This window comes from Ruegeria sp. SATB027, assembly GCF_059613825.1.
The window spans coordinates 1-12189 of the sequence record NZ_JBXWTH010000094.1; the positions used below are offsets into that span (position 1 = coordinate 1).

Here is a 12189-nt window from a genome sequence, read left to right on the forward strand (position 1 = left end):
CGGCTGGCTACCCCTCTAACCGAGGTGGAAGAAAGAAAGGCTCAGCTGCCGACTACAGCCTCAAATCAGTGCGCGATCGGGAGAGAGAAGCTGTCGGTCACGCCGAAGACGTTTACCGCCGTTTCGTGGCCAAGTGGAAACAGAAATCCCCGATGGCCAAGCCAGTCTCACCTCGGTAGATCACCCAAAAATAGACGCACGGAACCTGAAAAAGCTCTTGTCAAATACATCCGTCAAGTATTTCCGCCTGACCATCTCAATCGAGATCGGACAGCCAAAACCTTTGAGCATTTTGTTGATGGCCTTGATGCCTGCGGTGTTAGCTCCGCTTTTGTCGATGACAATCTTTCGAGGAAAGCCATTGGCTTCCAGCATTCGGGCAAAGAATTTAGTGGCAGCAGATTTGTTGCGGCGCCGGGACAGCATGAAATCAAGCGTCTTGCCGCTCTTATCGACAGCTCGGTAGAGATAAACCCAGTTCCCTTTCACTCGGATGTAAGTTTCGTCCATTCTCCACGAACGGTCACATGGCTCTTTGCGGCGACGCGCTGCCTCAGCGATTGCAGGAGAATACCGTGTTACCCATCGGTTTAGCGTGGTGTGGTCCACTGAAACACCGCGCTCGGCCATGATTTCTTCTAAATCCCGGTAGGACACACCGTATCGGACATAGAAAAACACCGCGAACAGGATCACATCCTTCGGATATTGTGCGCCTTTGAAGGAAATCATGAACTGACTTTCGACTGATTTTATCGAATGTCATTCATCCGCAGAATCTGGCTTCGTCAACAGCCAAAAGTTTGCAACAGATCCCTGGTACGGTCCAGTTGAACTCTTTGACCATTGGCAGTGTTTGGGTGCGCGCGTGACCGGACTGCCTTAGGTGACAATTACATTTTGGCAACGGAACGACGGGTCCCTCATGACGATTTTTCCAAAACCCTTGAAAATTCGGCGGACTGGGGACAATACCCCAGCGTCGTCGCTGCTCAGATATGTATGGCGTATGAGTGGATGGCATCAGGTGGACCGTGTTGCACGAAAACTGCTCGGGTCGCATTTGTGCAACACGGTCATCCACATCGAAGCCTTCAGAACCTCCGATTGGAGCGTCACGCTCATTCATGCCGGATAACAACATGATCGAACAGGATCACAGGTTCATCAAGCGTCGCATCCAGCGCATGTGTGGGTTCAAATCGCTCAGATCCGCCTCGGCTACTTTGGATGGCATCGAGGTCGCCAACGATCCGGAAGTGGCTATTCGCCAGCACTACGACGTCTGGTTTTCGACTATTTGCCGAGATCGCAGGATAGCTGCGCCCAGTAAGACGTTAACTCCGACCGCCCCGAAAGTTTGCGACACATCCGGTTAGTTCCCCCGAGTGACATTCATAAACATTACCAACTTGAGTGCAGGTGTTGTTATTTGTTGCCGTTCTGGTCGATCCAATCAGGTTTCACATTGATTTGAAAGGACAATATTTTCTCAGGGCACCTCGAGATCATAGAAGTGTACGGCGGTTTCTCTGAAAACCGCCGATTGTGCTTCAGCCGGTACCAAATCACGGTAAGCCAGTACCAGCGATGCATAATCGCCATAGAGCTTGTCGACCGGGAAGTTTGAGCCAAACATGACCCTCTTGGGTCCGAATTGTTCAAGACAAATCTCCACGATCGGGCGAATTCTGTCAGGTGTCCAGCTGTGATCGAACATGCCCAGACCTGAGAGTTTGCATGAGACATGCGGCAGATCAGACAGCGCGCGCAGCCTTTGAGCCCAGCTTTTCAGGCCCGCCGGGGTGCGGTCATATGGTGATCCGGCATGGCATAGGGCAACTCGTGTGTTTGAGGCTTGCGCGAGAACCCGGGTGGTTTTTCCGATTAATTCGGGAATGAGCTGCAGATCAAAGCTGAGGTCACGCCGTCCAGCCTCCTTCAGTCCGACCAGAAATCGCGGATCATCCAGCAGAGAATTTGTGCCCGTCTGCGCGTCCTCTCCGGGTGCGCGCCCGACGATCTGGCGCACGCCACGCACGGTTGGAAGGGTCTGAAACGTATCAAGTTGGGCGGGTAGGTCAGCCGAGGTCAGGTCACAGAACACAACCTGCGCCAATGGCCAGTCTGGATTGGTATCGGCGACAGCTTGAACCCACCGGGCTTCGTCCAGACCGTTTTTGGCTCCCACCTGGATGTGGATCGAGGCACCGACTCCGCAGGGCGCGGCTTCGGACCGGAACTCGCGCAGCAGGTAATTCCGTTGAATCGGCGTCGGGTCGCCAAAGAACCTTTCCACCCCGCGCGCCATCAGCCAGGGGTAGTTTACGGCCTCAAGGTCCCAAAGGTGGTGATGGGCGTCGATCCAGCCGGTCATGTTCGCGGTACTTTCGCCATACGCCCCAATATATCGACACCCTGTTGTTTCCAGAAATGCAGCAGATCGATGAAAACCCAGTTCTCGGCCAGCTTGTCACCCGCGCGACGATATATGTCGATCACGCGGAATTCACCGGCCTTGTCGGTGGCGGGCATACCCATGAACCCGCCGGTGGGCCGCGCCGTAAAATTCGGCCAGCCGAAAAAACCGCCATAGTGACCCTCAGCCAAGCGGCAAATGTGCTTGGTCTTCGAGCGGTCCGTTAAGGATGCGCGGAAAGGGCCTGAGTGCTGCTTTGCATAACGCTCAATCGTATAGGTCGCGCCGATCCCAGCGGGCCCCCACCAGATCATGTCTTCGCTCCATGTCTGGCGCAATTCTTCCTCAAGGCTCAGGCCGCTTTTCCATTGGCCGAGATCGGAAATCATGGCATTGATCGTGCCGAGAGTTTTTTCGCCTTCTTCGGCAGGCAGCGGGTTGAACATCAACCCGTCATGCGTCATCGGTCCAGGTTGCACCAGGTGGGCTGCGGTTTGGGGCGGGAAGGGCTGTAACCCGACTTGCATCATGAAATGCGGGATGTCGAAATACATCGCCGTCTCGGCGATCTTGCCATTCTCGATCCTGTTGAACTCACAATAGCGCAAAAACGCCATCTTGCCTGTGGGGGCGATGCCCAGCCAGGCATTGTCAAACAGGCCCATCAGGTGCCCCATTGAAACAACCCAAACTGAGGTGAATCCGTCCATCTCGTTTTTTCCGGCCATGAACACGTCCATCCGGCGTTGCATATTCCCTAGGCTTTGTTTCAGGGGACGCCAGAATGCCTGCGCTACGTCATGGGTGCCCCGAAGCTCATCAAACGGGTGGAAACCGCGCCATAGGTAGTCTTCTGCGCAGAACTCAGACAACGTGTTGGCGATATCCGATTCTTTTACGCTGCTGAGCGCCGAGTAGTAATCCAAGATGATCGTTTTTTGGATTTCATAGGACATTATTACTTTCTTTCAGTTCTTTAGTCGCTGTCATGGGGCGAATTGAGAAGAAGATGAAGTCGACGTTTGCACACGCATGCAAAAAAAGCTTGCCAGATGTTTCTTTTGTTGTCTATGGTCTTTGCAAGCGTATGCACGATGCGTGCAGCAGGGAGGACAGAATGGCCGAAATTCAACTTCGCAATGTTGGAAAGCGTTGGGGATCGTTTGTTGGAGTTGACAATTTTGACCTGACAATAGCCGACAAGGAATTTCTGGTACTTCTTGGGCCGTCAGGTTGCGGAAAGACCACGACAATGCGCATGATTGCTGGTCTCGAGGACGCGTCTGAGGGCGATATCCTGATCGATGGTGCCCGAGTAAATGACATGGAGCCCAAAGACCGCGATGTCGCGATGGTGTTCCAGTCATACGCGCTCTATCCGAATATGAATGTATATGAGAACATTCGCTTCCCGCTGAAAGTTCGCGGTATTGACCCTGCTACCCATGACGAAAAAGTGCGGCGCGCTTCGGCGATGGTCGAGCTGGATGACTTCCTGCACCGCAAACCGGCGGAACTGTCTGGCGGTCAGCGTCAGAGGGTTGCCCTGGCTCGTGCCATTGTGCGCGAGCCGAACGTGTTTCTGATGGACGAGCCACTATCCAACCTTGACGCAAAACTGCGCGTTTCCACCCGCGCGCAGATCAAGAACCTGAGCCACGAATTGGCGGTCACCACGATCTATGTGACCCACGACCAGATCGAGGCAATGACCTTGGCTGATCGGGTGGTGATCATGAAACAAGGTGTGGTTCAGCAGGTTGGCTCCCCAACCGATATTTACGATGAACCTGCAAATACATTTGTGGCCAGCTTCATCGGCAACCCGGCAATGAACCTTGTCGATGGCGAGGTTCAGGGTGGCGTGTTCCGCGCCCAAAGCACAGAGGTGCACGGGTTGAACGCGCCGGACGGTCCTATCACGCTGGGGTTTCGCGCCGAGGACGCAAATGTTGTGGAAAGTGGCGGCGAGATCAACGCGCCGATCTATACGCAAGAGCTGTTGGGCGACAGCACCATGGTTTCGGTTCGGATCGGTGGTGCGCTGGTCTCGGTCAAGGCCAACAAAACCTATCGGGCCGAAATCGACGATCAGGTCTCGATTCATATCCATACCGATCACTGCCATCTGTTTGATGCGAAAACCGGGGCTCGCCTGGAGGGCTGAGAACCGCAAACGACACCCGTTGGGACGGGGTAAGCAGGGTGCAGACTTCGAAGATGCACCCATCCATCTAGGGAGGAATATTGATGTTTCTGAAGAATATTGCACTGGTCGGCTCTGTAGCCGCCTTTGCCGCAAGCGCGGGATACGCCTGCGAAATCGGCGCACGTGTCAACATAGTCGGCAATGAATTTGCGGCCATTCAGGCCGTCGCAGCCGGAGCGAAGGAATGCACCGGGGCGTCGGTAGAATCCAACCTGACATCCGAGCACCAGACCATCAACGTGGCTGGCCTGTCGGGCAATCCGTCGGAATACACGACCGCAATCATCGCCAATAGTTCGGTTGTGGCACTGATGAACGAAGACGTTATTCGTCCGCTCAATGACCTGGTGGAAAAGTATGGTCAGGACCTGCAGCCTGGGCAGCTGATCAAGATTGGCGACAACATCATGGCTATCGCCTTCATGGCGAACGCGCAGCATCTGATGTACCGCAAGGACATCCTTGAGCAAGCCGGTGTGGAAGTCCCGACTACCTATGAGGAAATGCTCGAGGTGGCCGAGGCCATTCGTACGCAGGGCATCATGCAAAACCCGGTTGGTGGAGCCTATGCATCGGGTTGGAACCTGGCGCAGGAATTCAACAATATGTTCCTTGGTTATGGCGGCAGCCATTTTAAACCCGGTACGGCCGAACCCAACGTGAATTCTGAGGCTGGTGTCAACGCCCTGAATATGATGAAGGCTTTGTCGGAATACATGAATCCCGACTTCCTGACTCATGACTCCAATGCCACCAATGCCGAATACCGTGCTGGCAACGTTGCAATTATGAATATGTGGGGCTCGCGCGCTTCGCAGCAAACCACCACCGAAGGTGTGTTGCAGGAGGTAATCGACGGCCATGCGATTGGCGCGCCGCTTACAGTTGGTGGCGGAGATATCCCTGCAACGACCCTGTGGTGGGACGGTTGGACTGTCGGAAAGAACATCTCAGATGAAGAGGCCGAGGCCACCTTCATCGCAATGAAACATGGCATCCGTCCTGACATGCTGAACGATGAAACCACACCACTGGCGGTCTGGCTGATTGAAGGCTACCAGCCCGGAAAAGATGCCGAGGGTGTGTTTGCTGCGGCCAAAATGGGCACACCACCCTATCCGATGCTACCCTACATGGGGCTCATGCACAGCGCACTTGGCAACGAACTTGCTGATTTCATGCAGGGCAAGGAAAGCGCTGAACAAGCACTTGCAGATGTCGAGGCTGCCTATCGTGCCGCCGCCATCGAGCAAGGCTATCTGCAATAAGAAGCCCATTGCGCGGGTGCCTTTGATACCCACCCGCGCAATCCTACTCACGCGAGGATTGCAACATGCGCCATAAGACATTCCTTTGGTTCTTCCTGCCCACAGGACTCGCGATGCTGCTGTTCATTGCAATGCCAATTGTCTCGGTGGTGACTCAATCGATCTTCGCGCCCCACCCGGCCGTTCTGTTAGAGGTCGAAAACTGCACCCCGCTTATCGGATGCACAACTGAGACCACTGTTGATCAAGAGGCCACTGCAGCACTTCGCGCCGAGAAACCTCTGGGCCGGTTTGTGGGATTGGACATTTACTTTAACCGAGGCCATCTGGCGATTCAGGAAATTGGTCAAATCTGGGCCGCGAATGAAACATGGGGCAGCTTTTTCACCGAGCTTGGCAATCTGCCCTTCTACCGGGCGATGGCATTTACGCTGACCTTCGTGGCCGTCGTGACACCGCTCACAATTGTTTTGGGGTTGGTGATTGCGCTGGCGGTCAACTCCCTGCACAGGCAACTCAAAGGTCTGATGATCTTTTTCTCTCTTCTGCCCATGATCGTGACCCCGCTGATCGGTTCGCTCATCCTGTTTTGGATGATTGACAGTCGCGGCGTCATTGGCAACGCCCTGGTATACTTGGCCGGAGATCCGAATTTCAGCCTGAAGGCCTCAACAGGACTGATGTGGGTGGCACTGATGGTTTATGGTGTATGGCACGCCGCTCCTTTTGCCTTTGTCGTGTTCTATGCCGGACTGCAAACGTTGCCCCAAGACCAGATAGAGGCCGCTCAGATCGACGGGGCCACGCGCTGGCAACAAGTTAAATTCGTGGTTGTTCCCCATCTCATGCCACTGGTCACATTTGTTGGGCTGATCCAGTTGATGGACAATTTCAAGGTGTTCGAACCGATAATCGGGTTCAGCGCACAGGCACATGCGCAATCGCTCAGCACGTTTATCTTCTACGACCTCGGCGGCGAGACCCGGCAACTGTCTTCAGCGGCCGCCACCTCTGTGATCACGATAATCGGGGTCGCCATTCTTCTGTCGCCCGTGCTTGTCCGCACCTGGCGCGATTTCAAAGGAGCAAGATAATATGGCAAGCCGCGCACAAAGAATGCCCAGAGGCCTTCGGATCGCTTCGTCCCTGTTCGTGCTCTTTTGGTTCATCCTTGCCGCCTTCCCGTTCTTCTGGACGGTATGGGGTTCGTTCAAGGTAGAGCTTGATTTCTTTTCAATTGCTGACTGGACCAACGCCCTTACCGGGGCGCGGACGCAGGCCGTCTATGGCTCAGCATTTACAACCACCGGTTATGAGGGCGCGTGGATACAGGAAGAGTTCTGGCGCAATGTTCTGAACACAGGGATCGTCTGTTTCTTTGTTGTTACCATCTCACTGACCATCGGGACGCTGGGGGGCTATGCCCTGTCGCGGTCAACTTACAACTACACGTTTTGGCTTTTGATCACCGCATTGATTTTCCGCGCAATGCCGCCAATCACTCTGGTCTCAGGTTATCTGCTGCCCTTCTTTGAATGGAATGTCTGGGGGATTCTTCCGACCACGATCATCGTTCTTGTGGCGATCAATCAGCCATTCACATTGTGGATGCTCCATTCCTTTTTCAAGAACATCCCAAGCGAGTTGGACGAAAGCGCCAAGGTCGACGGGTGCAACCAGTTCCAGGCCTTCCGTCGGGTGATCATTCCGGTGATGTGGCCGGGTGTGATCACCACCGGGCTGTTCTCATTCCTGCTGGCCTATAATGACTTTGCCGTGGGCGCGATGCTGCTGTCCGAAAGCAACCGAACCATGGTGCCCGCTATTGCCGCATTCCTCGGTACAACACAGACCGAAGGCAACGTGATGTTTGCCGTTGCAGCCGTGGTTTCGGCCACCGTTCCACTGTTCATTCTGGTGATGTTCTTCCAGCGTCAGATTGTGGGCGGCCTGACCGCCGGGGCTGTGAAAGGCTGACACGAATGGGACGTGCGCATCCTCAGTCCGTATCTGCCCATGCGCGCGCGGCCAGCCTGAACTTGGCTGCGTGCCGGGCCCGGCGGCCGGGACGAATTCCATTTGCTTTGATGCGTGCGGGACCTTGCGGGGCGCTTCTCCGCAGACGCCCCGAACAGACCCCATAGAGACAGAGACAATGGAAATCCTCGACCGTGCACCCTTTCTGAAATTCACCAACGCACAACGTCATCCTGGCAACTTTCGGCCGGCCTTTGACGCCTTCTTCGCCGCCGGTGCACACGTCAACGTGGTGCATCCCTTCAACGAGGTCGCGGGCGGCCTCGCGCTGCACGATCACGTCATCGCCCCACTTGCCAATGCCTTCGACGGGCTGTTTCGTCGCGATGACATTGTCATGGCCGGCGAATTTAACGGACAGGGCTGGATCAGCGCTACCGGCTATTTCGTTGGCCGATTCTCGCGCGATTGGCTTGGCATCCGGGCCACAGGCGAGCTTGCCTATCTGCGCTTCGGCGAGTTCCACCGCATGCAGGACGGCAAGGCGGTAGAGAGCTATATCTTCCTCGACATCCCCGAGCTGATGATGGCCGCAGGGCAATGGCCAATCACCGCCAGCCCGGGCAAGACCCGTGGCTTCACCGGCTTGATTCAGGGTCCGGCCAGCCATGATGGCATTTTGACCACCCCTCAAGACCCTGCCGAGAGCGCCAAGAGCTATCATATGGTCACAGAAATGCTGGCCGGACTTGCCACCGAGAACGAGGCTTGGCGCCCCTACTGGCATGACAACATGGTCTGGTATGGCCCGGGCGCCTTCGGTTCTTTCGTCGGGCTCGAGAGTTTTGCCAGCTTCCAGGTACCATTCGAGTCCACCTTCCAAGGCTGGTCCGGAGGTAGTGCGGGCAACGGCATGACTGCACATTTCACCCGATACGGCGAAGGCAACTACGTATGCTCGGGTGGCTGGCCCTCATTGACTGGCGTCCAGGTGAAATCATTCCTCGACCAGCCCGCAACCGGCAAACGCGTCTTTATGCGCGTCTGCGACTGGTGGCGGCGCGAAGGTGACCTGCTGGTGGAAAACTGGGTGTTCGTGGATGTCCCGCATCTGCTGCTTCAGCTTGGATACGATCTATTCGCCGAAATCTCTGAACAGGCCGCATGAGCTGTTCCGCCAGACATAACGCTGTTGCGCGCCACCCGGCGCTCAACCGGATGCCAAGGGATTTTCTGATCGCCGGATGATCCTCCCGCCTGCACAGAACTTCCCTTGGCAACCCGAACAAAGGACCGAACCCATGAAAGGTTCCCGCCCCGAACAGGCCGTGCTGACCAGAGACACGGACATGAGCAAGACCGAAGAAACCCGCGCCGTGATCGAGACCATGGTCGACGGGCTCAATGACCACCGCATTGCCGACATCGGCGAATTCTTCGCCGAGGGATTCCGCTGGATGGGCAATCAGGGCTGCGGCACCAAGACCGGCTTGCAGGAATTTCAGGACAATTGGCAGCGCCCGTTCCAGGCCGCGTTCTCGGACAAGACCTGCATTGATGAGGCGCGCCTCTATATGGGCGAATGGGCCGCGGCGTTTGGTCGGCAGGAGGCCACTCATTCGGGCGAGTTTCTGGGGATCGCGCCAACCGGGAAGAGGGTTGAAATTCGCTACATGGATTTCTGGAAAGTCGTCGACGGCAAGATCGTCGACAATTGGGTGAATGTCGATTTCGCCCATGTTGCTGCTCAGCTTGGCGTTGATCTGTTCAACGGCCAGGGCTGGGAAACATTCGACCGGGGAGAGAAAGCACCGCCCCGGCCCGACAACTGAGGATCAGGACAATGGCTATCGAATATCTCAAACGCGGCAAACCCGAGGCTGACAGGGCTGAAGACGACGCCAAAACCCGCGCTGTCGTTGAAGCGACGCTGAAAGACATCGAAACCCGTGGTGATGCGGCAGTGCGCGAGTTGTCGGAGAAATTCGACAACTATTCGCCTGAGAGGTTCCGCCTGAGCCAACAGCAGATCGACGACCTGATCGCGTCGCTGACCGAACACGAGCTGGCCGATATCAAATTCGCACAGAAGCAGGTGATGAACTTCGCGCAGGCGCAGCGCGACTCGATGCTGGATATCGAAGTTGAAACGATGCCAGGAGTGATCCTTGGTCACAAGAACATTCCGGTACAGTCGGTTGGCTGCTACGTGCCGGGCGGCAAGTTCCCGATGGTGGCTTCGGCGCATATGTCGGTCGCAACCGCAAAGGTCGCTGGCGTGCCCCGCATCATCGCATGTACCCCGCCGTTTCAGGGCAAACCGAACGCTGCCGTGATTGCGGCCATGCATCTGGGTGGCGCGCACGAGATCTATGTCATGGGCGGGATCCAGGCCATCGGTGCCATGGCGATCGGGACCGAGACCATCGATCCGGTTCACATGCTGGTTGGCCCCGGCAACGCCTTTGTGGCCGAAGCCAAGCGCCAGCTGTTTGGCCGGGTGGGCATCGACCTGTTCGCGGGTCCGACCGAGACGATGGTCATCGCCGATGAAACTGCTGCGGACGCCGAGCTTTGTGCGACCGATTTGCTGGGACAGGCCGAGCATGGCTATAACAGCCCCTGCGTTCTGGTCACCAACTCGCGCAAACTGGCCGAAGAGACACTGAGCGAGATCGACCGTATCTTGGGTATTCTCCCCACTGCTGGCACTGCCAAGGTTAGTTGGGAGGAATACGGCGAGGTCATCGTCTGCGACACCTATGACGAAATGCTTCAAGTGGCCGATGACATCGCGTCTGAGCACGTTCAGGTCATGACAGACCGCGACGACTGGTTCCTGGAAAACATGACCTGTTATGGCGCGCTGTTCCTTGGTCCGCGCACCAACGTGGCCAACGGCGACAAGGTGATCGGAACCAATCATACACTGCCGACCAAAAAGGCCGGGCGCTATACCGGCGGGCTCTGGGTCGGCAAGTTCATGAAAACCCATAGCTATCAGAAAGTCGTCACTGATGAGGCAGCGGCGATGATCGGCGAATACGGCTCACGTCTGTGTATGCTGGAAGGCTTTGTCGGCCATGCCGAACAATGCAACATCCGTGTCCGGCGTTATGGGGGCATCAACGTGCCCTATGGTGAAGGCGCACTATATCGCGGGACGGCTGATGCGACTTCGTAAGCGTGGCGAATCTTGCGCAGGGATTCGACCGGGGCCCTACAGAATTTTTGGATAAGAAGTTAAAATAATGCGAGATTTCGCAATGGATACTCACTCTACCCACAAGGCCCTGATCGCGCCCCTGCGCGAGGCCATGAATAAATTCGACGAAGCCGGGGTACGAGCGGCGCTGGAGTCGGTGATCGCGCCCGATGCCGCCATCCACATGTTGTATCCATTCGGAGATCTGACCGGCCCGCAGGAACTCTATGACAACTGTTTTGCGCCGCTTCTGAAATCCATGCCCGATCTTGAGCGTCGCGACTGGATTGTCATGGGTGGTCGGACAGAACAGGGTAACGACTGGGTTGGCTGCGGCGGCCACTACTTCGGCACCTTCGTCGCGCCCTGGCTGGACATCCCGCCGACGGGGCATCTGACCCATATGCGGTTCCACGAATTCTACCGTTTCGAAAAAGGCAAGGTTGTCGAGATCCAGACACTCTGGGACATTCCCGAAGTCATGATGCAGGCGAATGCCTGGCCAATGGCCCCGTCTCTGGGGCTGGAGTTCTGCATTCCCGGCCCGGCGACTCTGGATGGCGTTGTGTCCGGACCGTGGGATGAGGTGAAATCTCTGGCCTCGTGCAATCATATCGTCGACATGCTGAAACATCTTGAGAAACACCCCAGCCAGGGTGGGCCCGTAGTGATGGAGATGGAGCGGTTCTGGCATCCGCGCATGAACTGGTATGGCCCTGCAGGGATCGGGACAGCGCGCGGTATCGCGGGGTTCCGCAACTGGCACCAGATTCCCTTCCTCAACGGAATGCCCGATCGCGGCCAGCAAGCTGATGAGATCACCTTTCACTTTTTTGGTGATGGCGACTACGCCGCTGTGACCGGCTGGCCGAACATGATCCAGACCGTCACCCATGACGGCTGGATGGGGATTGCGCCTTCGGGCAAACGGATCACTTTGAAGTCACTTGATTTCTGGCGTCTGGAAGGTGGGCTGATCCGCGAGAATTGGGTGTTGGTCGATCTGCTGGACGCGTATCGGCAATTGGGCGTAGATGTTTTTGCCCGACTGCGTGAGTTCAATAAGGCACGTGTACCGGGCTCCATCCCATTCCCGGTCGGCGAGGTCTGA

Annotated in this window: 10 protein-coding genes and 2 pseudogenes; 9 read left to right on the forward strand and 3 right to left on the reverse strand. The window is 56.2% G+C overall.

The genetic code is table 11. From position 1 onward, the window contains the following. Positions 1 to 183: 183 nt before the first annotated feature. Positions 184 to 732, reverse strand: a pseudogene (locus AC2FPW_RS21945) (IS6 family transposase); the annotation flags it as partial. 404 nt (positions 733 to 1136) lie between these two features. On the opposite strand from AC2FPW_RS21945, the pseudogene AC2FPW_RS21950 reads away from it, so the two are divergent. Then, positions 1137 to 1244 (forward strand): annotated as a pseudogene (locus AC2FPW_RS21950) (DDE-type integrase/transposase/recombinase); the annotation flags it as partial. A 248-nt stretch (positions 1245 to 1492) separates the two neighbouring features. On the opposite strand, the gene AC2FPW_RS21955 reads toward AC2FPW_RS21950, so the two are convergent. Both AC2FPW_RS21955 and AC2FPW_RS21960 read right to left on the reverse strand, forming a co-directional pair. Further along, on the reverse strand, positions 1493 to 2377 hold the full coding sequence (locus AC2FPW_RS21955; protein WP_496815391.1) for an amidohydrolase family protein: 885 nt from the start codon (positions 2375 to 2377) through the stop codon (positions 1493 to 1495). After that, positions 2374 to 3375 carry an ester cyclase gene (locus tag AC2FPW_RS21960; RefSeq protein WP_496815392.1) on the reverse strand — a complete coding sequence of 334 codons (1002 nt, stop codon included), beginning with the start codon at positions 3373 to 3375 and terminating at the stop codon, positions 2374 to 2376. The genes AC2FPW_RS21955 and AC2FPW_RS21960 overlap by 4 nt, the downstream gene beginning before the upstream one ends. Positions 3376 to 3536: 161 nt before the next feature. Here AC2FPW_RS21960 and AC2FPW_RS21965 point away from each other — a divergent pair, with 161 nt between their 5' ends. From AC2FPW_RS21965 to AC2FPW_RS22000, 8 genes are all read left to right on the forward strand, one after another. Further along, the gene (locus AC2FPW_RS21965) at positions 3537 to 4586 is read left to right on the forward strand and encodes an ABC transporter ATP-binding protein (protein WP_496815393.1); all 1050 of its coding nucleotides are present in this window, start codon (positions 3537 to 3539) and stop codon (positions 4584 to 4586) included. Positions 4587 to 4669: 83 nt separating this feature from the next. Further along, positions 4670 to 5896, forward strand: coding sequence for an ABC transporter substrate-binding protein (locus AC2FPW_RS21970; protein ID WP_480588580.1), 1227 nt, complete (start codon positions 4670 to 4672; stop codon positions 5894 to 5896). Between the two features lie 65 nt (positions 5897 to 5961). Continuing rightward, a complete protein-coding gene (locus AC2FPW_RS21975) occupies positions 5962 to 6990 on the forward strand; it encodes a carbohydrate ABC transporter permease (protein ID WP_496815394.1) in 1029 nt (342 codons plus the stop codon). A 1-nt stretch (position 6991) separates the two neighbouring features. Further along, a complete protein-coding gene (locus AC2FPW_RS21980) occupies positions 6992 to 7873 on the forward strand; it encodes a carbohydrate ABC transporter permease (RefSeq protein ID WP_496815395.1) in 882 nt (293 codons plus the stop codon). 178 nt (positions 7874 to 8051) lie between these two features. Continuing rightward, positions 8052 to 9041, forward strand: coding sequence for a nuclear transport factor 2 family protein (locus AC2FPW_RS21985; RefSeq protein WP_496815396.1), 990 nt, complete (start codon positions 8052 to 8054; stop codon positions 9039 to 9041). A gap of 133 nt (positions 9042 to 9174) precedes the next feature. After that, entirely contained in the window at positions 9175 to 9705 is a 531-nt protein-coding gene (locus AC2FPW_RS21990; RefSeq protein WP_496815397.1) for an ester cyclase, read from the forward strand. A gap of 11 nt (positions 9706 to 9716) precedes the next feature. Beyond that, positions 9717 to 11057, forward strand: a complete 1341-nt coding sequence (hisD, locus tag AC2FPW_RS21995; RefSeq protein WP_496815398.1) for a histidinol dehydrogenase — start codon at positions 9717 to 9719, stop codon at positions 11055 to 11057. An 82-nt stretch (positions 11058 to 11139) separates the two neighbouring features. After that, the gene (locus AC2FPW_RS22000) at positions 11140 to 12189 is read left to right on the forward strand and encodes an ester cyclase (protein WP_496815399.1); all 1050 of its coding nucleotides are present in this window, start codon (positions 11140 to 11142) and stop codon (positions 12187 to 12189) included.

Bases quoted from the DNA above. Each gene is read 5' to 3' on its own strand.
- AC2FPW_RS21955 (WP_496815391.1), bottom strand. From the start codon at position 2,377: ATGACCGGCTGGATCGACGCCCATCACCACCTTTGGGACCTTGAGGCC.
- AC2FPW_RS21960 (WP_496815392.1), bottom strand. From the start codon at position 3,375: ATGTCCTATGAAATCCAAAAAACGATCATCTTGGATTACTACTCGGCG.
- AC2FPW_RS21965 (WP_496815393.1), top strand. From the start codon at position 3,537: ATGGCCGAAATTCAACTTCGCAATGTTGGAAAGCGTTGGGGATCGTTT.
- AC2FPW_RS21970 (WP_480588580.1), top strand. From the start codon at position 4,670: ATGTTTCTGAAGAATATTGCACTGGTCGGCTCTGTAGCCGCCTTTGCC.
- AC2FPW_RS21975 (WP_496815394.1), top strand. From the start codon at position 5,962: ATGCGCCATAAGACATTCCTTTGGTTCTTCCTGCCCACAGGACTCGCG.
- AC2FPW_RS21980 (WP_496815395.1), top strand. From the start codon at position 6,992: ATGGCAAGCCGCGCACAAAGAATGCCCAGAGGCCTTCGGATCGCTTCG.
- AC2FPW_RS21985 (WP_496815396.1), top strand. From the start codon at position 8,052: ATGGAAATCCTCGACCGTGCACCCTTTCTGAAATTCACCAACGCACAA.
- AC2FPW_RS21990 (WP_496815397.1), top strand. From the start codon at position 9,175: ATGAAAGGTTCCCGCCCCGAACAGGCCGTGCTGACCAGAGACACGGAC.
- hisD (WP_496815398.1), top strand. From the start codon at position 9,717: ATGGCTATCGAATATCTCAAACGCGGCAAACCCGAGGCTGACAGGGCT.
- AC2FPW_RS22000 (WP_496815399.1), top strand. From the start codon at position 11,140: ATGGATACTCACTCTACCCACAAGGCCCTGATCGCGCCCCTGCGCGAG.